The organism is Acinetobacter sp. yr461, assembly GCF_900110445.1.
GTDB classification, from domain to species: domain Bacteria; phylum Pseudomonadota; class Gammaproteobacteria; order Pseudomonadales; family Moraxellaceae; genus Acinetobacter; species Acinetobacter calcoaceticus.
Genome location: NZ_FODU01000005.1, coordinates 229,232 through 253,348, shown reverse-complemented (window position 1 = coordinate 253,348; position 24,117 = coordinate 229,232). Strand labels below are relative to the sequence as shown.

General features: G+C 38.2%; 24 protein-coding genes. 14 read left to right on the top strand and 10 right to left on the bottom strand.

What is annotated here, in order from left to right; genetic code table 11:
- The 4 genes from tuf to rimI form a co-directional block, all read left to right on the top strand.
- Nucleotides 1-982, top strand: a 982-nt coding sequence (tuf, locus tag BMW38_RS10610; protein ID WP_092707779.1) for an elongation factor Tu, incomplete at its 5' end; no start/stop codon positions are given.
- Between the two features lie 204 nt (nt 983-1,186).
- Nucleotides 1,187-2,068 (top strand): metal-dependent hydrolase, encoded by an 882-nt coding sequence (locus tag BMW38_RS10605; RefSeq protein ID WP_092707730.1) that lies wholly within the window; start codon nt 1,187-1,189, stop codon nt 2,066-2,068.
- A gap of 231 nt (nt 2,069-2,299) precedes the next feature.
- The gene (locus BMW38_RS10600) at nt 2,300-3,175 is read left to right on the top strand and encodes a metal-dependent hydrolase (RefSeq protein WP_092707728.1); all 876 of its coding nucleotides are present in this window, start codon (nt 2,300-2,302) and stop codon (nt 3,173-3,175) included.
- A gap of 108 nt (nt 3,176-3,283) precedes the next feature.
- On the top strand, nt 3,284-3,739 hold the full coding sequence (rimI, locus tag BMW38_RS10595; protein ID WP_092707726.1) for a ribosomal protein S18-alanine N-acetyltransferase: 456 nt from the start codon (nt 3,284-3,286) through the stop codon (nt 3,737-3,739).
- 44 nt (nt 3,740-3,783) lie between these two features.
- Here rimI and BMW38_RS10590 read toward each other — a convergent pair whose 3' ends face one another.
- Both BMW38_RS10590 and aat read right to left on the bottom strand, forming a co-directional pair.
- The gene (locus tag BMW38_RS10590) at nt 3,784-4,599 is read right to left on the bottom strand and encodes an arginyltransferase (RefSeq protein ID WP_003653280.1); all 816 of its coding nucleotides are present in this window, start codon (nt 4,597-4,599) and stop codon (nt 3,784-3,786) included.
- 18 nt (nt 4,600-4,617) lie between these two features.
- On the bottom strand, nt 4,618-5,349 hold the full coding sequence (gene aat, locus BMW38_RS10585; protein WP_092707777.1) for a leucyl/phenylalanyl-tRNA--protein transferase: 732 nt from the start codon (nt 5,347-5,349) through the stop codon (nt 4,618-4,620).
- Nucleotides 5,350-5,457: 108 nt separating this feature from the next.
- Here aat and BMW38_RS10580 point away from each other — a divergent pair, with 108 nt between their 5' ends.
- On the top strand, nt 5,458-5,757 hold the full coding sequence (locus BMW38_RS10580) for a putative quinol monooxygenase (RefSeq protein ID WP_017388656.1): 300 nt from the start codon (nt 5,458-5,460) through the stop codon (nt 5,755-5,757).
- Between the two features lie 56 nt (nt 5,758-5,813).
- Here the strand turns inward: BMW38_RS10580 and trxB are convergent, their stop codons facing one another.
- A complete protein-coding gene (gene trxB, locus BMW38_RS10575; protein WP_056478355.1) occupies nt 5,814-6,764 on the bottom strand; it encodes a thioredoxin-disulfide reductase in 951 nt (316 codons plus the stop codon).
- A 268-nt stretch (nt 6,765-7,032) separates the two neighbouring features.
- Between trxB and BMW38_RS10570 the strand changes: the two genes are divergently transcribed.
- Together BMW38_RS10570 and rhtC are read left to right on the top strand one after the other, a co-directional pair.
- Nucleotides 7,033-10,074, top strand: a complete 3,042-nt coding sequence (locus tag BMW38_RS10570) for a DNA translocase FtsK (RefSeq protein WP_092707724.1) — start codon at nt 7,033-7,035, stop codon at nt 10,072-10,074.
- 155 nt (nt 10,075-10,229) lie between these two features.
- Nucleotides 10,230-10,850 (top strand): threonine export protein RhtC, encoded by a 621-nt coding sequence (gene rhtC / locus BMW38_RS10565; RefSeq protein WP_004641642.1) that lies wholly within the window; start codon nt 10,230-10,232, stop codon nt 10,848-10,850.
- Between the two features lie 71 nt (nt 10,851-10,921).
- Here the strand turns inward: rhtC and BMW38_RS10560 are convergent, their stop codons facing one another.
- The 7 genes from BMW38_RS10560 to BMW38_RS10530 form a co-directional block, all read right to left on the bottom strand.
- The gene (locus BMW38_RS10560) at nt 10,922-11,446 is read right to left on the bottom strand and encodes a hypothetical protein (protein ID WP_092707722.1); all 525 of its coding nucleotides are present in this window, start codon (nt 11,444-11,446) and stop codon (nt 10,922-10,924) included.
- A 145-nt stretch (nt 11,447-11,591) separates the two neighbouring features.
- Nucleotides 11,592-11,879 (bottom strand): PA4642 family protein, encoded by a 288-nt coding sequence (locus BMW38_RS10555; protein WP_005048600.1) that lies wholly within the window; start codon nt 11,877-11,879, stop codon nt 11,592-11,594.
- An 84-nt stretch (nt 11,880-11,963) separates the two neighbouring features.
- A complete protein-coding gene (gene minE / locus BMW38_RS10550) occupies nt 11,964-12,236 on the bottom strand; it encodes a cell division topological specificity factor MinE (RefSeq protein WP_003653273.1) in 273 nt (90 codons plus the stop codon).
- Between the two features lie 2 nt (nt 12,237-12,238).
- Nucleotides 12,239-13,051 (bottom strand): septum site-determining protein MinD, encoded by an 813-nt coding sequence (gene minD / locus BMW38_RS10545; RefSeq protein WP_004641647.1) that lies wholly within the window; start codon nt 13,049-13,051, stop codon nt 12,239-12,241.
- Between the two features lie 66 nt (nt 13,052-13,117).
- A complete protein-coding gene (gene minC, locus BMW38_RS10540) occupies nt 13,118-13,846 on the bottom strand; it encodes a septum site-determining protein MinC (RefSeq protein WP_209734885.1) in 729 nt (242 codons plus the stop codon).
- Nucleotides 13,847-13,966: 120 nt separating this feature from the next.
- A complete protein-coding gene (locus BMW38_RS10535; RefSeq protein WP_092707720.1) occupies nt 13,967-15,013 on the bottom strand; it encodes a hypothetical protein in 1,047 nt (348 codons plus the stop codon).
- A 15-nt stretch (nt 15,014-15,028) separates the two neighbouring features.
- Nucleotides 15,029-15,955 carry an acyltransferase gene (locus tag BMW38_RS10530; protein WP_092707718.1) on the bottom strand — a complete coding sequence of 309 codons (927 nt, stop codon included), beginning with the start codon at nt 15,953-15,955 and terminating at the stop codon, nt 15,029-15,031.
- A gap of 246 nt (nt 15,956-16,201) precedes the next feature.
- Here BMW38_RS10530 and BMW38_RS10525 point away from each other — a divergent pair, with 246 nt between their 5' ends.
- From BMW38_RS10525 to BMW38_RS10495, 7 genes are all read left to right on the top strand, one after another.
- Complete coding sequence (locus BMW38_RS10525) at nt 16,202-16,855, top strand: OmpA family protein (RefSeq protein ID WP_005042643.1); 654 nt, start codon at nt 16,202-16,204, stop codon at nt 16,853-16,855.
- A 192-nt stretch (nt 16,856-17,047) separates the two neighbouring features.
- On the top strand, nt 17,048-19,087 hold the full coding sequence (locus tag BMW38_RS10520; RefSeq protein ID WP_005042641.1) for a UvrD-helicase domain-containing protein: 2,040 nt from the start codon (nt 17,048-17,050) through the stop codon (nt 19,085-19,087).
- 23 nt (nt 19,088-19,110) lie between these two features.
- Nucleotides 19,111-19,563 carry a dUTP diphosphatase gene (gene dut, locus BMW38_RS10515; RefSeq protein WP_003653255.1) on the top strand — a complete coding sequence of 151 codons (453 nt, stop codon included), beginning with the start codon at nt 19,111-19,113 and terminating at the stop codon, nt 19,561-19,563.
- 199 nt (nt 19,564-19,762) lie between these two features.
- Nucleotides 19,763-21,181 (top strand): phosphomannomutase/phosphoglucomutase, encoded by a 1,419-nt coding sequence (locus BMW38_RS10510; protein ID WP_092707716.1) that lies wholly within the window; start codon nt 19,763-19,765, stop codon nt 21,179-21,181.
- 15 nt (nt 21,182-21,196) lie between these two features.
- On the top strand, nt 21,197-22,102 hold the full coding sequence (argB, locus tag BMW38_RS10505) for an acetylglutamate kinase (protein ID WP_003653251.1): 906 nt from the start codon (nt 21,197-21,199) through the stop codon (nt 22,100-22,102).
- A gap of 122 nt (nt 22,103-22,224) precedes the next feature.
- Complete coding sequence (locus BMW38_RS10500) at nt 22,225-23,007, top strand: GNAT family N-acetyltransferase (RefSeq protein WP_004641657.1); 783 nt, start codon at nt 22,225-22,227, stop codon at nt 23,005-23,007.
- Between the two features lie 106 nt (nt 23,008-23,113).
- Entirely contained in the window at nt 23,114-23,962 is an 849-nt protein-coding gene (locus BMW38_RS10495) for a class II glutamine amidotransferase (RefSeq protein WP_003653249.1), read from the top strand.
- The last annotated feature ends 155 nt before the right edge of the window (nt 23,963-24,117 follow it).

The window sequence follows — 24,117 nt, the reverse complement described above, 5'->3', positions numbered from 1 at the left end:
CGATTCTCCAATCCGTCACTACGCTCACGTAGACTGCCCGGGCCACGCCGATTATGTTAAAAACATGATTACTGGTGCTGCTCAGATGGACGGCGCGATCCTTGTATGTGCTGCGACTGATGGTCCAATGCCACAAACTCGTGAACACATCCTTCTTTCTCGTCAGGTTGGTGTACCTTACATCATCGTATTCTTGAACAAGTGTGACCTTGTTGATGATGAAGAATTACTTGAATTAGTAGAAATGGAAGTTCGTGAACTTCTTTCTACTTATGACTTCCCAGGTGATGACACTCCAGTTATCCGTGGTTCTGCGCTTAAAGCGTTGGAAGGTGATGCTGGTCAATATGGTGAGCCTTCAGTTCTTGCTCTTGTTGAAGCGCTTGATTCTTATATTCCAGAACCAGAACGTGCTATCGACAAAGCATTCTTAATGCCAATCGAAGACGTATTCTCTATCTCTGGTCGTGGTACAGTAGTAACTGGTCGTGTAGAAGCTGGTATCGTGAAAGTAGGCGAATCAGTTGAAATCGTTGGTATCCGTGATACTCAAACAACTACAGTTACTGGCGTTGAAATGTTCCGTAAATTTCTTGATGAAGGTCGTGCGGGCGAGAACTGTGGTGTTTTTCTTCGTGGTACTAAGCGTGAAGACGTACAACGTGGTCAAGTACTTGCTAAACCAGGTACAATCAAGCCGCACACTAAATTCGATGCAGAAGTATACGTACTTTCTAAAGAAGAAGGTGGTCGTCATACTCCATTCCTTAACGGCTACCGTCCACAGTTCTACTTCCGTACAACTGACGTAACTGGCGCAATCCAATTACAAGACGGCGTTGAAATGGTTATGCCAGGCGACAACGTTGAAATGTCAGTAGAATTAATCCACCCAATCGCAATGGACCCAGGTCTACGTTTTGCGATCCGTGAAGGTGGTCGTACTGTAGGTGCTGGTGTTGTTGCGAAAGTAACTGCATAATCACTTTCAGTGAAAAAAAGCGCTCTTTTTAGAGCGCTTTTTTTATGTTTAATTGTCTAACAATCACTATAAAAGCTGGCCTTAACTGATATTTCAATGTCCTTATTTACACTTAATCCTTTTTATTAAATTTGTATGATAAGAATCAAGAAAACGAACAATAAAGTTTGAGTAACTTGGGTTACTTATTAAGGAGCTTTGGGTATGAATGCTAAAGTGAATATTACTAATCGTGCAGGGGCGAGCTTTCCTGTACGTCGTATGAACTTTGACTTTAATGATGTACCAGAATATTGGATGAATGGTTCTGCTGGACTAACACACTTTATGACAGCATTGTCAGCATTGTTTCCGGCTGGTGAGAAATTCTTTATAGATAGTGTACGTGCAGTACGTTATCACCCATCTATTAAAGATGATGAAGCGCTTCAGAAAGAGATTAGCGCTTTCATTGGGCAAGAAGCAATGCATACTCAAGAGCATGTAAATTTTAATGCTTCTGCTCAAAAGTTTGGTCACGATGTTGAAACGTTAGAGAAGTTTACTGACACGGCAATTCAAACAGCAATTAAAACTTTTGTAAAAATTGTCAAACCTTTCGGTATGACCAAAGACATGGTTGATCTGACTGCTACAACCGCACTTGAACATTTTACCGCTACGATTGCTTCACAATTATTAGTCAATAAGCATATTCAAGAGTTGATGACAGATGGAACCATGTCAACGATGTGGTATTGGCATGCTATCGAAGAAAATGAGCATAAAGCCGTAGCTTTTGATGTGTACGAAGGTGTATTTGGTAAAGGCGTAAAAGCTTATGCTTTACGTACGAGTTCTCTAGTGTTTGCGATGACTTTGATTTTCTTGATTCAGTCTTCTTTTGTACTTCGTCTATTAAAGCAAGATAAAAAGTTAAATTTGGATGAGCTATCTGTGATTTATAAATACGCATATAGCCCATCGAAAGGTATCATTACTGGCATGGCTAAAGAAATGCTGGCTTACTTTAAGCCTGGTTTTCATCCAAATGATTTGGATACAGTAGGTCTATTGAAAACATGGAAAGCAAAATTAGGTTTGTAATTTAATCTATGTTGATTTGAAAGGGCTCATTGGTAGCCCTTTTTCTTTTTAAGTACTAACAATAACGATTAGCAGATCTATGCACCTTTATGGGGTGCTTAATGACCTCATCTGATATTTCTCTGTCCTCATCTGCACTTAATTGGCACATTGAAAGACGTATGATTATAAATATTAAGAAAATAAATAAAGTTATATGTGAATTAGCTATTCACTTAAAAGGAGTCTGAGATGAATGCTAAAGTAAATATTTCCAATCGTGCTGGTGCTAGTTTCCCTGTTCGTCGTATGGACTTTGAATTTGCTCAGGTCCCTCGTTATTGGGCAAATTATGATGCAGGATTAACCCATTTTATGACAGCATTATCGGCCCTTTTTCCTGAAGGTGAACAGTTTTTTGTAAATAGCACACGTGCTGTTCGAAATGACCCAAAACTTGCCGATCCTGCTCTTCAAAAAGAAATTAGCGCCTTTATTGGTCAAGAGGCAATGCATTCAAAAGAACATCTTGCTTTTAATGCCTCAGCACAGGCTTATGGATATGATGTCCGCCATATGGAAAAGCAGACAGGTACTGTCATTAAGATGGGTACAGCTGTTATGACCAAATTAATGAAACCTTTTGGTTATACCAAAGAAATGATTGATCTGACCGGAACGTGTGCTTTAGAGCATTTCACATCTACCATTGCAGCTGAACTTTTACAAAATCCCGAAATTCAAGCGATGTTCCAAGATGACACGATGTATCATTTGTGGATGTGGCATGCCGTAGAAGAAAATGAGCATAAAGCTGTCGCATTTGATGTGTATACAAGTATGTATGGACAAGGACCAAAAGCTTATTTTATGCGTTCAACGGCTTTAATCATTGCAATGGCATTAATTTTTGCAACGCAGACACATTTTACTGCCAAGTTATTAAAAACTGATGGAAAATTAACATTGAAAGATACTAAATACATGCTTAAGTTCATGTATGGACGTAAAGGTTTTATGACCCGCCAGATTCCGGAGTTACTTGATTTCTTAAGACCAAAATTTCATCCAAATGATTCTGACACTACAGCATTGCTGGCAACTTGGCGTGAAAAGTTAGGTCTCTAAAAAGAACGATAAAAAAAGGGCAATTTAATTGTCCTTTTTTTTGCTCGTTTTTTCTTGTGAAGTTTTTATAATACGCATTCCTTTAAAACTCTGATTGTGTTGGAACTCATGATTCGTACTATGCAAAACACTGATATTGATATTGTTGTACAAATCGAAAAATTAGTGCAAACACACCCATGGTCAAGACAGCAATTTGTAGAATCTCTGAATTCCTATCAATGTACAGTCATTGAGTCACAAAATAGAGTAGTTGGGTTTTGTATTTTGCAGCCAGTGCTAGATGAAGCGAATCTATTACTCATGGCAGTTGATCCTAAAATGCAAGGACAAGGTCTCGGGTATGAGTTATTAAATGCATCAATTGATCAGTTAAAAAATCAGCCAGTACAAATATTTTTAGAAGTTCGCGAAAGTAATAAAGCAGCTATAGGTCTGTATGAGAAAACAGGTTTTCACCAAATAGATCTACGTCGTAATTACTATCCTACCCAAGAAGGTGGGCGTGAACATGCGGTCATTATGGTAAAAACCTGTACCGACGATTTTGCATCGTTGTTTTAAAACTCCTGTCTAGTTGCTGACCTAACAAAAAGACAGGATTAAAATTATTTAATAATTAAATTATTCCATTCAGAAGGTAATGTGGTCATCAGAGAGGTACCTAACTGTTGTATTTCTTCTGGTGATAAGGATCTGTTTAAACGACGCCATTGTCCATCTAATAGAAGTTCTAAAGGGGTATATTGCGATTTATAATTCATTTTAGCTGAGTGCGGCACCCAGTAACCTAAATAAAGATATTCTAAACCAAGCGATTTAACATATTCGATTTGGTTAAGAATAGAGTACACACCAAGTGATCTTCGGTGCTCATCTGGGTCGAAGAAAGTATAAACCGCAGATAGCCCATCATCCATTAGATCGCAGGTAGACACACTGATTAAACGGTTATCTTTCCAAAGCTCAAGAAAAAAGCTATCTGTACAACTATGTACTAAAAACTTTTCAAACTGATCTAAGCTAGGTGGAAACATATCTCCATCAGCATGGCGTTCATTAATATAGCGTTCATATAAATCGTAATGAATTTGTGCTGCTTGCTGAGTAGGCAAAACAGTCATAGTCAGATCTTGATTTCGTTTCCACGCTTTTTTTTGCATTCCATTCATTTGGAAGTCGGCAACTGGAACACGACAAGACAAACATTGTCTGCATAAATGGCATTCAGGGCGATAAACGAAGTCACCACTACGGCGAAATCCTAAACGAGAAAGTTCTGAAAGAGTGACCACATCAATCCGATGAATAGGGTCTAAAAACACCATGCGCGCCGATTTATTTTCTAGGTAGCTGCAATCATGAGGTGGAGTAATATAATACTGCAGATCATTTAAAAGGGACTTCGGGTGATATGATTTCATGATTGGTCCCTCCTGTTATCATTCCATTAATTTTGCATCTAATGCTATTGTTTTACTTGAAAATACACGTTCTTGATACTTTTTCCAATTGATAGAGGGGTGAATAATTACATCTTGTAACGATTTAAGGTACTCTTGACGAGAAAGTGTACAAGCTCCCAAGCTAATTAAGTGACTATTTACAAGTTGGCAGTCTACCCAAGGTAGTTGATTTTCTTGCCCAATCAGCATTAATGTATAAAAAGCCATTTTTGAAACATCAGTTTCATTACTAAACATTGACTCACCGAAGCATCCTTTGCCAATCGTAATGCCGTACAAACCTCCAACAAGTTTATCTTGTTCCCAAACCTCCACACTATATCCATAGCCAGCTTTAAACATCTCACAGTAGCCCTGAATAATATCTTCGCTAATCCATGTTTCATCTGCATAAGTTCTTGGTAGAGAACATGAGCGAATAACTTCTTCAAAGGCATGATTAACCGTAATCGAATAGTCATATTTTTTCATATTTCTAAGTAGTGACTTGCTTGGCTTATAATTTTGAGGATAGATGACACAACGAGGTTCGGGACTCCACCAACAAATTGGCTCATCTTCATTGAACCACGGAAATAATCCATGGGTGTACGCTTCATAGAGAGTAGAAGGGGAGAGATCAGCACCAATACAAATTAAACCATGACCATCCGGATCAGATTCAATGGGATCAGGGAAAATGAATTGAGAAAGTGGAAGGTTCTGCATAAAAAATAAAATGAAATAGAATGATTCAAAATTAACGTAACTGAGCTTCATTGACAATTTTTATTGTTCATCTTTAGCATGAATAAACGAATAGAAAAGGTTTGCTTAATGCTAAAACTTATTGCAGAAGATTTTATTGATATTAAAAAAATTGATTTTGTTTTGCCACTTTATCAAGAACTCGTTGAAAAAACGAGATGTGAAGAAGGATGTATTGCCTACGATTTATATCATGATATAAAAAATTTAGGACATTTTGTTTTTATTGAAGAATGGGTAGATCGAGCCGCATTAGATCGACATGTCCAGTCTGAGCACTTTCAACGGTTAGTTCCTCAGATTGACCAATATCAGACGAGGTCGGGACGTTTTACGCATTTGGACCATTTTGAAAATATGATGAAATAAAACATTATTAAAAAAGACATTCAATAGAGCATTGAATGTCTTTTGTGTTAATTGAATTAACCGAGATTATCTAGATATTTTTCAGCATCAAGTGCCGCCATACAACCTGACCCAGCAGAAGTAATGGCTTGACGATAAATACTGTCAGCTACGTCACCAGCAGCAAAAACACCAGCTACAGAAGTTGCTGTTGCATTACCTGAAGTGCCGCTTTGCACCTGAATATAGCCATCACGTAAGTTTAATTGACCATCAAACATTGCAGTGTTCGGTTTATGACCGATTGCAACGAATAGACCGTGAACCTCTACGTCTTGCTTAGAGTCATCTTGAGTTGATTTAAGGCGAACACTTGTTACGCCAGTATTGTCACCCAATACTTCTTCAACTTCATGATTCCAGATAATGCTGATTTTGCCTTCTTTTTCTTTGGCAAATAAATGATCTTGCAAAATCTTTTCAGAACGTAAGCTATCACGGCGGTGTACTAGCGTTACATGTGCAGCAATATTTGATAAATAAAGCGCTTCTTCAACTGCAGTGTTACCACCACCTACAACCATCACTTTTTGATTTTTGTAGAAGAAACCATCACATGTTGCACAGGCACTTACGCCTTGGCCCATAAATTTCTGTTCAGACTCTAAGCCAAGATATTGAGCTGTAGCGCCAGTTGCAATAATCAATGCATCACATGTGTACTCTTCCATGTCACCTTTAAGAACAAAAGGACGTACATTTAAGTCCACTTCGTTAATATGGTCATAGACGAGTTCTGTACCAAAGCGTTCAGCATGTGCTTGCATACGATCCATTAATGCAGGACCTGTTAAACCTTCAGGATCGCCCGGCCAGTTGTCAACTTCGGTTGTTGTTGTAAGTTGGCCACCTAGTTGTAAACCTGCAATTAAAGTAGGTTTAAGGTTGGCACGAGCCGCATAGACAGCTGCACTATAACCAGCAGGACCAGAACCGAGAATAATTAACCGAGAATGACGAGCACTCATTGAGGGTATCCTTATTTATTTCGAGAATTTTGAAAATTATACGTGAATTTGTCGATCAATAGCGCTAAATCAATGTGGATAATATTGATCAGGTCAATCGAATTAAGTTATATAACAATATAGAAGTGGCTCATGTTAACAACAACTGTAAAGAATCATGCACCTTTTTTGTAAGAACAGGTGCATAATATCAAGTTCATTCGTTGAAGATCTAAGTGTAGTTCTTCACATCTCTAAACCAATAATTAAATGGGTTACAGGACAGTATATGACTGCGGTGTCGAGTGTTTATGCACAGCGCTTATTGATGACATTATTCTTGGTTTCTTTTGGCATTTATATGTTTCTGGCAACAGTAACATATACACCATTTGACCCGGGCTGGATGCATATTTCCAGTGATACTCAGCAAGTATCCAATGCAAGTGGTATTGCTGGTGCATGGATTGCAGATTTGCTGTTTGGTTTTTTAGGATGGGCAAGTTTGCTTATTCCAATTTTCCTTTTCATTGAAGCAATTCAGGTGTGGTGGCCGCGTAGTTTTTTAAACCGCCCATTCCGTTATGCTGCACAATTCTTTTTAATTCTGGTTGTATCTAGCCTGCTTTATTTACACTGGAATGTGCCTGCTGATACTTTAGATAATGCAGCTGGGGGAATTATTGGTTACGAGTTAGGTCAGAGCTTATCTCAATTGCTAACAATTTATGGTGCGACCTTATTTTTACTGGTTTTCGGAGTGGTCTTGTTTACTCTTGCATTTGGGGTGCAATGGAGCAAAACATGGATTACGCTTAAAGCTACACCAAGTTATTTACAAGATTTATTTTATAAAAACGTATCACCGAATGAATCGGATTATGATTTAACAACTCAGCCTGCTAATAAAGCAGCCGCAGTTAAAGTTGCAGAAAATGCAGAGACAAATGCTTCAAATGAGAAAGTAGCATCAGTCCAATCTGAAAGTACTCAACCACAATCTGCGGCAACACGACATGATGCGGTTGCTGAACGCCTCTTTGCAGATGTGTTAGCAAAAGAGCAGAGTCGACCCGAACCTGTAGTTGATACGCCAGTTGCAAATACTCAAAACTTTGAGCATACGCTTGAGCAAGCCCATAAGCTTGAAAAAGATAGTCAACGTTTAGTGGCTACTGGTGAGGTATGGCGTGCTTTACAGCGTGATGATGCGAGCCATAAGCAAGAAATTGATGCGCTTTTAAGAGCAGCTGATGATTCAACAGAGCAAGTACCGGCTCATGAGCAGTTCCAGCAAACCATTTCTCAAGTTCATCAAACTCAACCTACACCTAAACAAGACTTACATGGTCTTGATTGGAATGATGATGAGATTTTTGATGAATTACTCGCTGCGGTTCCAAACAGTAAAACAGCAACAGATGTGCATACACCATTTGTTCAAGATCAACATGTAGAAGCAGAACCTACTTCGCAATCAGTGAATATTGCGAAAGAAACTTCTTCACCGCCGTCGAATTTAAATCAGTCACCTAAAAACTTAGCAAACGAACAAGTTTTTGAAGACTTTGATGATTTATTGATAGATGAAGATATTTCGCCAGCAGAACCTGTAAGAGCAAGTAGTTATGCTCAGTCTTCAGCATTCGTAAAAGCTCCTATTCAAACGACAATTCAGGCCGATAAACTTTCAAAAGAAGAGTTTATTGAAGCTTGGCAGGAAACGGCAGGTAAACCTCAGGAAAATCCTGATATTGATGAAGACGATTTCGATCTAGATGCGCCATTAACAGATTTATCAGGCCGACCAATGTCTCGTGCAATGCAAGTTGCCAAGAAGCGTTTAGATTTACCAACTTTACCTGGCCTTGAGTTGCTTGATAAGGTTGATCCGAATAAGAAAGTTAATTTTACTGAAGAGCAGCTTTCGCGTTTATCTGAATTACTTGAAATTAAGTTACAAGAATTTAATGTTAAGGCTCAAGTAGTTGAGGCTCAGCCGGGGCCAGTAGTAACCCGTTTTGAGTTAGATTTGGCACCGGGGGTTAAAGCATCTAAGGTAACGAATATCTCACGTGACTTAGCCCGTTCAATGTCGATGGCTTCTGTGCGTGTGGTAGAGGTTATTCCTGGTAAACCCTATATTGGTATTGAAGTACCAAACAGCGCTCGTGAAATGGTACGTTTGATTGAGCTATTGGAAACACCAACCTATCGAGATCCAAGCGCATTAATTAGTATGGCGATGGGTAAAGATATTTCAGGTAATCCAGTATTAACCGATTTAGCGAAAGCACCGCACATGTTAGTTGCTGGTACAACAGGTTCGGGTAAATCGGTTGCGGTAAACTCGATGATTTTATCGATGTTGCTTAAATATACACCTGATCAATTGCGTTTGATTTTAATCGATCCAAAACAGTTAGAACTTGCAAACTATAATGATATTCCGCATTTATTAACCCCAGTCGTTACTGACATGAAAGATGCAGTAAGCGCGTTGAACTGGTGTGTGAATGAAATGGAACGTCGTTATAAGCTGATGTCATTTCTTAAAATTCGTAAATTAAGTGACTACAACCGTAAAGTTGAAGAAGCAATTGCGAATGGGGAAGATTTAATTGATCCAACTTGGAAACCAAGTGACTCTGCGACACAAGAACGTGCACCTCGTTTAACACCGTTACCATCTATTGTGATTGTGGCGGATGAGTTTGCCGACATGATTATGCAGGTCGGTAAAAAAGCAGAAGAAATGATTACACGGTTGGCGCAAAAATCTCGTGCTGCGGGTATTCACTTATTACTTGCAACTCAACGTCCGTCTGTTGATGTGATCACGGGTTTGATTAAAGCCAATATTCCAACGCGTGTAGCATTACGTGTAAACAGTAAAATTGACTCGCGTACGATTTTGGATGCAGGTGGTGCAGAAGATCTGCTCGGTCATGGTGATATGCTGTTCTTGGGGCCTGGTAAAATCGAACCTGAGCGTGTGCATGGTGCATTCATTAGTGATGATGAAGTAAACCGCATTTGTGATGCTTGGCGTGAACGTGGTGAACCGGATTATGTCGACGAAATCTTGACTCCATTTGATGAAGAACAAACTTCACGTGGTTTTGAAGAGGGCGAGGGTGGTTCTGACCGTGATGCACTTTATGACCAATGTGTTTCATTTGTCTTAGAAACACGTAAAGCTTCTACTTCATCGCTACAGCGTAAATTTAGTCTTGGCTATAACCGTGCTGCCCGTATCATTGACCAAATGGAAGAGAACGGCATTGTGAGCGCAATGGGTCCTAATGGTAAGCGAGATATATTGGTTTAATATGAAATAGCTAAAAAGCCTCTTCGGGGGCTTTTTTTATGATTTAAATAAAAATAAACACTTCCATAAAATGACTTAAAGATTTTAACGTGTAGTAAAAAATGCTAATGTATTTTTCTTAAATAAATAACAATGAATTAAATCTGGAGGAAAACATGTTACTCGCTCTGATTACTTTAGCTTTTATCCATTTTTGTGCACTTATTACTCCAGGGCCTGATTTTTTCCTTGTATCTCAAACAGCGATTAGTCGATCACGTAAAGACGCTATGTTAGTAGTTGCTGGCATAACAGCAGGTGTTATGTTTTGGGCTTGTTTGGCACTGATGGGATTAAATCTTATTTTTGAGAAAATGGCTTGGTTAAAGCAAGGTTTACTCATTGCTGGTGGCTTATATCTATGTTGGCTGGGCTATCAGATGTTACGTTCAGCATTTTCAAAAAATCAGCAAGAAGATGTTGTTGCTGTCGAGCTACCCAAAGCACCTTACTTATTTTTTATTAAAGGTCTTATAACGAATCTATCAAATCCTAAGGCTGTTATTTATTTTGGTAGTGTTTTCTCTTTATTTTTAGCCAATCCTCAACTTGATCAAGTTCATTGGTTACTGTTTATTATTGTCACGGTTGAAACGATTTTATGGTTCTGCTTTGTGACTTTTATTTTTTCGTTACCGAGTTTTAGATCAGCTTATCGTAATTTTTCAAAATGGATTGATGGTATTTCAGGCGGTATTTTTACGGTGTTTGGTATTTTCCTGATTGGCAATCGATAAGTCTAGATAAGAGAAAGGCCTCTTGAAGAGGCCTTTTTAATGATTAAATTTTTAGATTGCTTGTATTGGGTTTATATAAAAAAACTGATAAAAATCAGTAGCCACATGATAGATCCTATAATAGTTAAAATGATTTGAGGCGTATTAAATTTTTTCTGCTCAATTGTTGTTTCTAATTGTTTTTGTGCATAGTTGAGTGCTTTAAATGCTGGTATTAAAAATATAATTTGGCAGAGAGAGATAAGCCAATAAGGATCAGGTAAGTAAACCAGTAAAAATGTAATTAGATATGCTAAGTACATCCAACCTGAAGAGAAATTATTAGTATACCCTTGTTCTTTTGCATAGGTTTTTATGTGATTAAATAGAGAATATAAAAAGAATATAGAAAAAATTGCACGAGCAGCGGGCATAATATTTAATTTATCTTTGATTAGAAAAAATCGCCATGCTTTAAACATCCACCAAATTGGATATAAGCCTAAGGAAATTAAGGATAGAAAGATAAATTTATTAGCGCTAATAATTTTTAAATTTTCTATATGATTTGATTGGGTGGATTGTGTTTGTTTTAAATTAATATGTTCTGGGTTCATAAATTTATATTTAGAATAAAATGGTGTTGATGACTTTAAGATTATTTGTAATAAATGTAAATAATTTAGGTAATTGAATAAACCACATAATCTATCTCTTAAATTTTACTAAGATAGATTATGCAGCCTTATTCAAATAGAAAAGCTAGGCAAACTTCGCTAAAACTTCTAAAAAGGGTGCCGATTGACGTGGAAATTTGGCAATCACATCATGGATGCGTTGGCCTTCAGGGTCTTTGGCATTAATATCGCGTCCGTCCGCAATAAATTGAGTCAAAAGACGTTCATAGTCTGTTGGACGCATATGTTTGAATGCATGGTAGAGCACATGAAAATCTGCGTTCACACCCGTTGGCGGAAGTTGGTTGAGGTAGGCAAAAACACGCTCATCGGACCATTCTTCATTGAAAGTTGCTGGCTGTGATAATGCCATGACAATCTCCTCAGTTTTAAAAAAGGCAAAATAACTTGCGTTATTTTGCCTTGATTCTGTTTTATTGAATAGTCAGAAATAGAATTATCGTTCTTCAGGTAAATTGATATTCATTTCTAACATTTCGATATTTGCTTCAGAGCGAACCTGCATTTGGATATGCTGTTCACCTACACCACTTACATAACGACTGACCACTTGCATGATTTCTTTCTTCATCTGATCAATCTTGTCTTGGCTTAAACGGCGGCCTAAACCTTGTTCAGAAGCAACAATAACTTTCAAACGATCTTTTGCAGTTTGAGCACTTGATGGCTTTTCGTCACTGCTAAATAATTTACTCCAGAATCCTGCCATAACTACGCTCCAAATAGTCGTGCTAACCAGCCTTTAGGTTGAGCTGTGATGTGTCGATAAGGACGGTCTTCGCCAAGAAAGCGTGCAACCAAATCATCATAACCCTGACCAGCTTTAGTTTCTGAATATAGAATTACTGGCTTACCCTCGTTTGATGCTTGTAATACACTTGGACATTCTGGAATAACACCTAATGTCGGTACGCGTAGAATATCTTTAGAAATATCATCAATTGTTAGCATTTCCTGACGGTCAGCACGTTCAGGGTTAAAACGAGTAATACATAAATGTTTACGTATACGTCCTTCGTTCTGTTCAACTTTTTTGGTTTTGCTATCTAACATACCAATAATGCGGTCAGAGTCACGTACTGAAGAGATTTCAGGGTTTGTTACAATGATTGCTTCATCTGCATGATACATGGCTAAAATCGCACCACGCTCAATACCCGCAGGTGAGTCACAAATAACGTAATCAAATTCTTGAGATAGCTCATCAATAACACGAGCAACACCTTCGTCGCTCAACGCATCTTTATCACGTGTTTGTGAAGCCGGTAAAATATAAAGGTTTTCGATATCTTTATCACGAATAAGGGCTTGCTGCAGACGTGCTTCGTTGTTAATAACATTGACAAAATCATAAACAACACGACGCTCACAACCCATAATCAAATCAAGGTTACGTAAGCCTACATCAAAATCAATCACAACAGTTTTATGACCACGAAGGGCTAAACCTGTTGCAAAAGATGCGCTCGTTGTAGTTTTACCTACACCACCTTTGCCTGATGTTACGACAACAATTTTGGCCACCGAATCCACTCCTATTATGGTCATACACCCTTAAAAGGGCTGTTTTTTGGTGATTTACTTAATAAACTAAAGTTCAATCGCTTCAAATTCAAGCTCTTGCTTTTCATTTAAATATATATGTACTGGCTTTTTTACCACATGTTTAGGGATATCATCTGCGACACAATACGTTCCGGCAATGGAAACGAGCTCAGCCTCTAAAGATTGGCAAAAAATGCGTGCAGCTGCGTGCCCGCCCGCACCAGCAATGACTCTACCACGAACTGTGCCATAAATATGTATATTTCCTGATGCAATAACTTCAGAACCACTATTCATGCCAGCTTTCAAAATAATATCGCCGTTATCTTGTACGAGGGATTGGCCTGTACGCAAAATTTCATCATGATAAGAGGTAATATGGGCAACTGCTATCTTGTTTAGTGGTTTTTTTGTTTCTGCTGAAGACGAGGCAGGAGCGGTAGTCGGTTTTTCTACAATCGCCACTTGTTCGGTTGTGGCTTTAATACGCTGTAATGGTTGATCTGCCGGCAAAACAGGGAATTGAATAGCGCGAGCTTCATCTCCTAAAATACCATCGATTACCGCCATAGGTTGCAAACCTAAGCTCACCAGAAGTTGAATTAATGCAATTAATTCTTGCTCAACTGTACTGTCAATAATTACTAAAGTTCCATGATAGGAACCTTCATTTAATATATTTGATAATTGCTGGCGGATCACATCATGATCATTGGTATCGAAGGTTATCCTGCTAAAGTTAACCATTCTGCCGGTAATCCGTATATCAGCCATAAGTCTTCCTTCAAGGCGTTAAACGAGCTGTAATAGCGTTAAGTTTATTGTAAATAGGGCAAATGCTAGAACAATTTGTACCAATTCTCTAGCAAGATTCATAAAAAATTAAGTAAATGCTTATTCTTTGATTCGATCATACTCCGCAAGCGTTTGTTGCCATTGTTTGACCTTGACTTGTTTTCGTACAGACTCGAGTGTCTCGAACACGACAGATTCAACCAATTGCTCAAGCTGACGATTATTAATATTTATTTCACTCACTTTTTCAGAAATTAATTGATAAGTCGGATTTGGGTGCGCCGATGAACCCTCAATTAAAGGTTCAATTAAACCTGCACTAATATTTTCACCTAATCTTTGCCCGATACTTTGAATTTGTTGTTCAATGCGACCGCCAACTAAAGGAATTAAGCGTAATAACTGGGTTAGCTCAGGTGTATCGATAATAGCTTGATCTACAATTTTCCCAACGCCTTTTGTAATGGCTGGCTTTTGTTCTTTTAAAGCTGTTGCTAAAGACTCTTGTAATAATGCTGTTAGGGTGACAGTAAATTGCTCACGATGATGATTTACCAAGTCGTGAATAATTTGTTTATGGCTAGAGCTGGTTTCAAGTTCATATCTAATACCATCAATTACGGTAATAACAACACGATCGGACAGCTCTTCCATCACTACGCGATAGTAAAACAAACCTGTCTTTCGCCAGCTTGGCGGAACAACCGGATAACCCAATTCATGTAAGCGATAAGCAATAATCCCAGCTCGAAACAAACGTAAAAAACGAAGCTGAGGAATAATGGCTAAAATTTCATACCAGTGAATAAAAGGGAAAAAGAACCAACGTTTATGATGATTATAAATAATAGCAATGCCCCAGCGGACAAGTAACTCAACAATTAAAAAACCAATAAACCATGCTTCTGATGTGATTACCCACGGGTGTAGGGAATTACGGTAAAAGCTTAGTACTTGGGGCAAATGAATGTGTTCGAAGAACCATGCCCCAATACTGCTCATTAAAAAGAAATTTGTAGCCAAACAGAACAGATTAAAAATGATAATGAACACCATAAAGATGTCATAGATCAAAAACAGTCTAAATGAAAGACTATTTGGATCTACATGGTGATATTTCGTTTTTTTCCCAGAACTGTTTTGCATAATAACGAGTGCTTTTTAAAGGTTTGTAGTGAGATATTGAGATTTCATTTGCTCAATAAGTTGATCTTTTTCGGTCCAAATTTCATGGACCCATTGTTGGAAACGTTCACGGTAAACCGCGTCATCTTCATAGTTTCCACCAAGAACCCAATCTGGAATTTCAATTTTACGCAAATTTACCGCAATTTTTGAAACATCACCTAGCCAGAAATCACTATATCCAGGTACGCCATTAGGGTAGACAATCGTCATATCAACCAAGGCATCAATTTTGTCACCCAAGATATTTAATGCAAGTGCTAAACCACCCGCTTTAGGTTTAAGCAAATGCTTATATGGTGATTTTTGCTGGTCATGTTTTTCTTGAGTAAAACGAGTACCTTCTAAATAATTCAATAATGTAAATGGTTGACTTAAAAGCTGCTCACAGGCTTTACGTGCTTCCATCATGTCACGGTCTTTGAGTTCAGGATTCTTTGCAACCTGTTCTTTGGTGTGACGTTTCATCATTGGGAAGCCTAAAATTTTAAATGCTTGCCCAACAAATGGAATAAAAATAAGTTCCCATTTAGTAAAAAAGCGGGTGAGTGGCATACGGGTTAAACCAAAATATTGGTTTACTGTCGTATCTACCCAACTTTGGTGATTACAGGTCATGAGATAACGACCTTGCATATTTAGGTCAAGTCCCTCATCGATCGTAATGTCCCATTTTAGATTTGGTAAAACATGGTCAATTAACCAATTATTTACCCCTAACCAGCTATTTGTAATTTGGATATTGGTTTCATCTATTTTTGATGATTTTTTTAATAGCTTGGTCAGACCTAATGCCAAAACAGGTGGACCATGAAAAAACGTACTTCCTGTAATGACTGTACCTACAGTGAGTCCACGTGTAATTTTTTTTAGCGCAGATTGCTTATTGGGTGCAGTTGACATATGAATGACCCCGAATGTCTAAAATCCATAGAAAAGTTGTTTAACTATAACTATCGTAATATGAAATACAACGACATCTTAGACAACAATGAAGAAATTGTGATGAGCTAGCATCTGAAAGTGCATCAAAATATTACAAAAAAGTAACTAAAGTGTTTATTATTAACAAAATATCAATGTTTTATACTTCGTTTTTGTTTCATTATTCATCCAGACAACAAAACACACAAAGTGAGGAGGCATGCAATGCGTGCATTAGTTATTTCAACAGTGGTAGGGGCAGCAGTAGTACTATCTGGTTGTCAAACAACTGGTAATAATCTTGGTGGCGTTGAATACGATAAAGCCGCATTAGGTACTTTAATTGGAGCAGCAGCTGGCTACGGTATTTCTAAGTCAAATGCAAACTCAAGCCGTCAAAATAACCGTGCTGCAGCAATCGGTGCAGTTCTTGGTGCCGCTGGTGGTGTATATCTTGACCAGAAAGAGAAAAAATTACGTCAACAAATGGCAGGTACTGGCGTAGACGTTGGCCGTAATCCAGATGGTTCTGTTCAATTGATTATGCCTGGTAGCATTACTTTTGATACAAACAAATCAAACATCAAGCCAAACTTCTATTCAACTTTAGACAAAGTAGCTCAAACATTGGCTGAAGATAACAAGAGCGCGATTTTGGTTACTGGTTATACTGATAACACTGGTAATGACTCTATCAACATTCCGTTATCTCAATCACGTGCACAATCAGTTAAAAACTATTTAGCTGGTAAAGGCCTTTCATCTAGCCGTATCGATGCACAAGGTTATGGTTCTTCTAACCCAATCGCAGACAACTCAACTGCGTCTGGTCGTGAACAAAACCGTCGTGTAGAAATCAGCATCTATGCAAAACAATAAGATTTAAATTATTGTATTAAAAACCACCTTCGGGTGGTTTTTTTATGACTGTGAATAATAAATAACCACGACAAACTGCGGCGTAGAAATTGCATTATTAGACATCATTTATACATATCCGTAGATTTACTATTGGGTTTCTAAAACAGAGATGACTATAATCATGCTCGAAAAATTAAGAGGTAATACACGATGTCATCTGCCAGTCAATTGAACAACAAGCAAGAAGAAGCCATGAAATATACTCAGGGCCCTTTATTGGTGCTTGCTGGCGCTGGTTCAGGTAAAACATCGGTAATTACTCGTAAAATTGCCTATTTGGTGCAGCATTGCCGTATTCCAGCGCATCGTATAACCGCGATGACCTTCACAAACAAAGCTGCACGTGAAATGAAAGAGCGTGTGACCAAGCTTTTGTCACGTGAAGAATCAAAAGGTTTATCTGTCTCCACTTTCCATACTTTTGGTTTAAACCTTTTACGTTTAGAACTTAAAAATTTACCTTTAAAAGCTAATTTTTCGATTTTAGATGCAGATGACTGTAAACGTATTTTGATGGATCTGATGCATCGCGACAATTTGTCGGGTGCAGAAAGTAAAGAATTAATTGCCAAGGCAATGAAGAAAATTTCAGATTGGAAAAACGATCTGATCGTGCCAGAGCAAGCACATTCAACATGTGAAACACCTGAAGATGTACAGTTTGCGCATCTTTACCAACTGTATGAACGTAATTTACGTGCTTATAACGCCGTTGATTTTGATGACTTGATTGTTATGCCAACACGCTTATTGCAAGAAAATGCAGAAGTGCGTGATAAATGGCAAAACCGTGTTCGCTATTTATTGGTCGATGAATATCAAGATACCAACACAGCCCAGTATATTTTAGTCAAACTTTTAGTTGGGGTAATGGGGCAGTTTACAGCGGTAGGTGACGATGACCAGTCGATCTATGCGTGGCGTGGAGCTAAGCCTGAGAATATGGCTTTGCTGAAACAAGATTTCCCAAATCTACATATTATTAAGCTTGAACAAAATTACCGTTCGACCAGCCGTATTTTAAAAGCGGCGAACTGTGTGATTCAAAATAACCCGCATATTTTTGATAAGAAATTGTGGAGTGATAAAGGGCATGGGGAAGTCATCAGAATCATTACATGTCGTAATGATGACGATGAAGCAGAGCGCGTGGTAAAAGACTTACTGACTCATAAGCTCATGAACGGTAAAAACTGGAAAGATTACGCTGTGTTATATCGCGGGAATTTTCAGGCGCGTGTACTAGAAACCCAGCTTCGCCAAATGCAGATTCCTTACAAGCTATCTGGCGGTACATCTTTCTTCGCACGTGCAGAAATTAAAGATGTAATGAGTTACTTGCGTCTTATTATTAACCCTGAAGATGACAGTGCGTTCTTACGTATTATTAATACGCCTAAACGCGCCATTGGGCCGGTTACTCTTGAGAAGTTAGGTTTATTCTCACAAGAAAATAATTTGTCTTTACTTGGTGCTTCTGCTGACCAGCGTTTAAGCATGGTGCTTCCTAAAAAAGCAGAAACTCAACTTCATGAGTTTGCTGACTTTATCGCGACGTTTACCCGTGAATTGTTAGAAGACGATGAGCCTGTGCCTAAAGTTCGTCAAATGATGAATGAAGCTGGCTATATGGATTATGTTCGTGAACAGTCTGCAACACCTGCACAAGAGAAAAGTAAGCTCGATAATATCGAGAATTTATTTAACAGTATTCAAAACCTGATTAATCGTGCAGAAGATGTTGATGAAAAGAACATTGAAAGTGTCATTCGCAAACTGGTTCTGCTTGACCTGTTAGAACAGCAGCAGGAAGAAGAAGATACAGACAAAGTCAACTTACTTACGTTGCATGCAGCAAAAGGTTTGGAGTTCCCATATGTTTATATTATGGGATTAGAGGAAGAACTTTTACCGCATAAAAACTCCATTGCAGCCGAGACCATTGAAGAAGAACGCCGTCTGATGTACGTGGGAATTACCCGTGCACGTCAAGGTTTAACCTTAACTTTGGCAGAGCAGCGTAAAAATGGCGGGCAGATGAGACAGATGACCCCAAGCCGTTTCCTTGATGAACTCCCTCAAGATGAGTTGGAGTGGTTAGGGCGTAAAAAGAAAATTGCGGCTAATGTTGATCCTAAAGAGCAGGCTCAACAATATCTGGCAAATTTAAAAGCTTTATTAAAGCGTTAATTTTTTAATTTTTAGGAAATCCCATGAAAGTTCAAGTGAAATTGCTCGATCCGCGTTTAGGTAAAGAATGGCCTTTACCTTCATATGCAACAGCAGGTTCAGCGGGTTTAGATTTACGTGCCTGTGTCGATGAAGCAATTGATATTGAACCAGGACAAACTGTTTTAGTGAAAACAGGTATGGCAATTTATATTCATGATGTAAATTTTGCTGGTTTAATTTTACCGCGTTCAGGTTTAGGTCATAAACACGGTATCGTGCTTGGCAATTTAGTTGGTTTGATTGATTCGGATTATCAAGGTGAATTGATGGTTTCAGTTTGGAACCGTGGTCAAACTACATTCCGTCTAGAACCAGGTGAGCGCCTAGCACAGTACGTTTTAGTTCCAGTTGTTCAAGCTGAATTTGAGCAAGTAGAAGAATTTGAAGAAACTTTACGTGGCGCTGGTGGCTTTGGTCACACAGGTAAACAATAAGTTTTTTGAAAATATTAACGAAAATCAAACGCCTGTTGAACAGGCGTTTCTTTTTATATCTTGAATGTTACAATGGATTATATTACAACACGCTTTACTCATATTCTTTTAACTTTTTTAGCAAACAAACCCTTCAAAAATTTTGAATAATCTATGTTTTTGCGATAGATCGAATTGATCTTTAAATAGAAGATACGCTATGAATGTAAGACACTCATTTCCAAAAAGTATTTTTCGTGCTTACGATATTAGAGGCAAACTTTCTTACTTAACCACGGACGTTGTCCGTTCGATTGCCTACGGATTGGCACAACAATACAAACAAGCAGAACAAACTCAATTAGTGATTGGCTATGATGCCCGTCTCACAAGTCCAGCCTATGCACACTTAATTGAAGAAATTTTAATAGAACAAGGTTTAAACGTTACCAATATCGGCTGCTGTTCATCACCAATGATGTATTACATTGCGAGAGATTTTGGTGGTAATGGCATTATGGTGACAGCAAGCCATAACCCAAAATCGGATAATGGTATTAAGTGGATTTTAAAAGGTGAACCGCCGTCTCCAGAAATGATTCAGCAGGTTGGCGCTGAAGCCCAAACTTATGTAGCAGCCCATTCAATTTCTGTACTGGAGTTAACTGTACCTCAATTTAAAGCTGAGTTTTGCCAAAAATACCAGCAAGCCATTATTAAAGATATCCAATTAAAACGTCCTTTAAAAGTTGTTTTAGATGGTTTACATGGTTCTGCTGGACACTGCTCGAAATTGATATTGGAAAAAATGGGATGTGAAGTGATTGCCTTGCGAACCAATCCAAATGGAGAGTTTCCAGACCATGCACCAGACCCTTCGCATGCTGCGCATTTGAGTGATTTGCGAAAAGCAATTATTGAGCAAAAAGCAGATATTGGCATTGCCCTTGATGGGGATGGTGACCGTGTTGTTTTAGTCGATGAAAAAGCCCAGATATTGACCGCAGACCGATTGTTGTCACTTTTTGCGCAAATGTGCCTAGAACAGCACCCAGAGCAAGAAATTGTTTTTGATGTGAAATGTTCACGCATGGTTCAAGAAACGGTCGAACAACTTGGCGGAAAAGCAAAAATGATCCGCACGGGAAGTAGTTTTTTACGGGCTTATTTATCTCAGTCAAATGGACGCGCCATTTTTGGTGGAGAATATGCAGGCCACTATGTTTTTAATGATGGGCGTGGTTTTGGCTATGACGACGGTTTATATGCTGCATTACGTGTAATGGAATATTTTACCCAATCTGATGCTACAACAATTTCCGAATTGTTTGCTCCTTATCCAGAAAGATGTTGTACAGAAGATACCTATATTGGTACGTATCAGTCCGATCCAAAGTATGTATTACAAGATATTGAAATTTTAAGTCATCGTTTAGGTGCTCGTATCAGTAAAATCGATGGCGTACGTCTTGATTTTGATGATGGTTTTGGCATTATTCGAGCATCAAATACTGGTGAATATTTTACAGTAAGATTTGACGCAGATAATCCTTTACGATTAAAGGAAATCCAGCAAAAATTTGTAGATATGTTGCAAGAGCACTATCCGCAAATTGCACAAGAACTTTCAGAGGCCTAAGTAAGGAGAGGCGTAATGCCCCAACATCAGCATATCGGTGTCGACAAAGCAAAAATCTTGATTGAAGCTTTGCCGTATATTCAACGTTTTACTGGTAAAACGCTGGTGGTGAAATACGGTGGCAACGCGATGACTGATCCGGAGTTAGAAAGTTCATTTGCCCGAGACATCGTTTTACTTAAAACGGTAGGATTAAATCCGATTGTTGTTCACGGTGGTGGGCCACAAGTAGACTCATTTTTAAAGCAGTTAGGACGTGAATCTGACCGTATTGACGGTATGCGTGTAACTGATGCTGCAACCATGGAAGTGGTTGAAATGGTATTAGGTGGTAGCGTAAATAAATCAATTGTTAACCTGATTAATAAACATGGCGGTCGCGCAATTGGTTTAACAGGTAAAGATGGTAATTTACTTCGTGCTCGTAAATTACTTATGGAAAAGCAAGAAGAAGACGGTTCTATCAAACATATTGATTTAGGTATGGTTGGTGAAGTAACTGGCGTTAAAACAGATGTGCTGGAAATGTTTACCCAAAGTGACTTTATTCCAGTTATTGCACCATTAGGTGTAGATGAAGAAGGCAATACCTATAATATTAATGCTGATTTAGTGGCAGGTAAGGTTGCAGAAGCATTAGGTGCTGAAAAATTAATCTTGCTCACAAACATTAGTGGCGTGCTGGATGAAAACAAAAATCTGTTAACTGGCCTTACTACGCAAGAAGTTGATCGTCTCATTGAAACAGGCGTGATCTATGGCGGTATGATTCCTAAAGTAGGTTGTGCGCTTGATGCTGTTAAAGGTGGGGTAGTCAGTGCGCATATTGTTGATGGTCGCGTACCACATGCAACACTACTTGAGATCTTTACTGATCATGGGGTTGGAACACTGATTTCTAATCGCGCAAAAACTGCTTAATAAAACCGTTATTCTCAATAAAAAGATCACTCTAGGTGGTCTTTTTTTATACCAATTTAATTTGGTCATTTTTTTGTCATGAGCTTTGACTAGTGTAAGGGGTGTCACTAGGAGCGTTCATTATGCTGGAAAAATTTAATCAATATCGCCAAACCTGGACTTTACCTTTAAATCGTAATAAAGCAATAAATCAAACGCAATTTCGTTTTGAGTGGGTTGATAATTTAAAAGAATTACAAGATGTACAACGATTTCGTGCACAACAATTTAGTCAACAATTTGGAATTCATTTTGAAGATAACTTAGATCAAGACATTTATGATTTTGGTTGTGAGCATGCAGTCTTACGTGAAAAGTGGACTGGAGAAATTGTAGCGTATACCCGTCTAAAATTATTTCAAGGTCATGAGATAGCACAAAGCTACAGCGCACATGAGTTTGATATTGTTCCGCAGTTATCGCACCTGCCTAATGTGTTAGAAATAGGGCGTACCTGTGTCCATCCTCGCTTTCGTAATGGTAAAGCATTATCGATGCTGTGGCTGAACCTTGCACCGAAAGTGCTATGGTCAATGCGCGCTAAATATTTGATGGGCTGTGTCAGTATTCATCTGCAAGATAATTTGGCTAGAGCGTACTACACGCATCGCCAGATTCAGCAATTATCTGAAAGCAAAACAATTGATATTCGTTCGAAAAAAATCTATGAACCTGAATATCCTGAGTTTAGTTTTCCACAAGATGAGCGTATGCCAAAATTGTTCCAAATGTATTTGAGCATGCAGTCAAAACTATCGAAACAGGCATTTTTTGATGAAGAATTTAACTGTCTAGATTATTTTGTGTTTCTGGAAGTGAATAAAGTGGCGACTTCATTTGTCATGAATAAAATGGGGCAGCGTTAATATATGTCCTATTTTCTAATAGCCAGCACATATTGAGATTTGCAAGCAATTTTACTCTCATGCACAATAGAGCAGATGGGGTAATTAGAAGTAGTTTAAAAGCGATATGTGCCAGCTATTAGGAATGAATTGTGCAACACCAACGGATATTACGTTTTCTTTCCGTGGTTTTTCACAACGTGCGGGAATTACCTCAGATCATAGTGATGGATTTGGCATAGCATTTTTCGAAGATAAAGCCTGCCGACTATTTGTAGATAATCAATCGGCAGTTGAATCTCCAATTGCCGACCTTATTCGTAATTATCCTATTAAATCGCGTAACGTGATCGCGCATATCCGCAAAGCAACTCAAGGTAAAATCACTTTAGAGAACTCTCACCCCTTTATTAGAGAGTTGTGGGGCCGTCATTGGATTTTTGCCCATAATGGTGATTTACATGATTTTAATCCACCGCTAAGTGGGCGTTTTACACCTGTAGGTAATACAGACAGTGAACGTGCATTTTGTTATTTGCTTGATCAACTGGTTGAAGCTTTCGGTTATGAAGAGCCGAGTCTTGATGAGATATTTGAAGTATTAGAAAAAATTTCTCCACAAATTGCTGAATACGGCACATTTAATTATTGTTTGTCGAATGGGAAGGCATTATTTAGTTATGCGATAACTAAATTACATTGGTTGGTTCGAGAATATCCATTTAATCAGGCTCATTTAATTGATTTAGATGTTGAGGTCGATTTTAGTCAAGTCACTACACCTGAAGATCGTGTGGCAGTTATAACGACAGAACCTTTAACACATAATGAAAACTGGACTGCTTATCAACCAGGTGAAATGATTTTATTTCAACATGGTAAGCCGATTAAAAAAGCAATTACTCATGTAGAAAGATTAAAACGTGAGCAGGAAAATCCAGAGCTTAAACGTATTACTCGTGCAGATCAGTATTAATATAAAGTATATTTAAAATGTATGAATAGAAATATTTGTATATATTAAACATTTAATAGTAAAGTATTTTGTTTGAAAAATACTTTATTGTTTTGGTTGGTTAATTTTTATAAAAATAAATAAAAACAGTCACTTGAATTAAATATATTTTTAAT

What these genes read in the sequence shown, in the direction of transcription:
- BMW38_RS10495 (WP_003653249.1), top strand. Translation starts at nt 23,114, where the DNA reads ATGTGCCAGCTATTAGGAATGAATTGTGCAACACCAACGGATATTACG.
- BMW38_RS10590 (WP_003653280.1), bottom strand. Translation starts at nt 4,599, where the DNA reads ATGAAATCATATCACCCGAAGTCCCTTTTAAATGATCTGCAGTATTAT.
- minE (WP_003653273.1), bottom strand. Translation starts at nt 12,236, where the DNA reads ATGGCAGGATTCTGGAGTAAATTATTTAGCAGTGACGAAAAGCCATCA.
- BMW38_RS10560 (WP_092707722.1), bottom strand. Translation starts at nt 11,446, where the DNA reads ATGAACCCAGAACATATTAATTTAAAACAAACACAATCCACCCAATCA.
- BMW38_RS10580 (WP_017388656.1), top strand. Translation starts at nt 5,458, where the DNA reads ATGCTAAAACTTATTGCAGAAGATTTTATTGATATTAAAAAAATTGAT.
- BMW38_RS10600 (WP_092707728.1), top strand. Translation starts at nt 2,300, where the DNA reads ATGAATGCTAAAGTAAATATTTCCAATCGTGCTGGTGCTAGTTTCCCT.
- BMW38_RS10535 (WP_092707720.1), bottom strand. Translation starts at nt 15,013, where the DNA reads ATGCAAAACAGTTCTGGGAAAAAAACGAAATATCACCATGTAGATCCA.
- BMW38_RS10525 (WP_005042643.1), top strand. Translation starts at nt 16,202, where the DNA reads ATGCGTGCATTAGTTATTTCAACAGTGGTAGGGGCAGCAGTAGTACTA.
- dut (WP_003653255.1), top strand. Translation starts at nt 19,111, where the DNA reads ATGAAAGTTCAAGTGAAATTGCTCGATCCGCGTTTAGGTAAAGAATGG.
- rimI (WP_092707726.1), top strand. Translation starts at nt 3,284, where the DNA reads ATGATTCGTACTATGCAAAACACTGATATTGATATTGTTGTACAAATC.
- BMW38_RS10530 (WP_092707718.1), bottom strand. Translation starts at nt 15,955, where the DNA reads ATGTCAACTGCACCCAATAAGCAATCTGCGCTAAAAAAAATTACACGT.
- minC (WP_209734885.1), bottom strand. Translation starts at nt 13,846, where the DNA reads ATGGCTGATATACGGATTACCGGCAGAATGGTTAACTTTAGCAGGATA.
- BMW38_RS10510 (WP_092707716.1), top strand. Translation starts at nt 19,763, where the DNA reads ATGAATGTAAGACACTCATTTCCAAAAAGTATTTTTCGTGCTTACGAT.
- BMW38_RS10570 (WP_092707724.1), top strand. Translation starts at nt 7,033, where the DNA reads ATGACTGCGGTGTCGAGTGTTTATGCACAGCGCTTATTGATGACATTA.
- BMW38_RS10520 (WP_005042641.1), top strand. Translation starts at nt 17,048, where the DNA reads ATGTCATCTGCCAGTCAATTGAACAACAAGCAAGAAGAAGCCATGAAA.
- BMW38_RS10500 (WP_004641657.1), top strand. Translation starts at nt 22,225, where the DNA reads ATGCTGGAAAAATTTAATCAATATCGCCAAACCTGGACTTTACCTTTA.
- trxB (WP_056478355.1), bottom strand. Translation starts at nt 6,764, where the DNA reads ATGAGTGCTCGTCATTCTCGGTTAATTATTCTCGGTTCTGGTCCTGCT.
- aat (WP_092707777.1), bottom strand. Translation starts at nt 5,349, where the DNA reads ATGCAGAACCTTCCACTTTCTCAATTCATTTTCCCTGATCCCATTGAA.
- rhtC (WP_004641642.1), top strand. Translation starts at nt 10,230, where the DNA reads ATGTTACTCGCTCTGATTACTTTAGCTTTTATCCATTTTTGTGCACTT.
- BMW38_RS10555 (WP_005048600.1), bottom strand. Translation starts at nt 11,879, where the DNA reads ATGGCATTATCACAGCCAGCAACTTTCAATGAAGAATGGTCCGATGAG.
- argB (WP_003653251.1), top strand. Translation starts at nt 21,197, where the DNA reads ATGCCCCAACATCAGCATATCGGTGTCGACAAAGCAAAAATCTTGATT.
- BMW38_RS10605 (WP_092707730.1), top strand. Translation starts at nt 1,187, where the DNA reads ATGAATGCTAAAGTGAATATTACTAATCGTGCAGGGGCGAGCTTTCCT.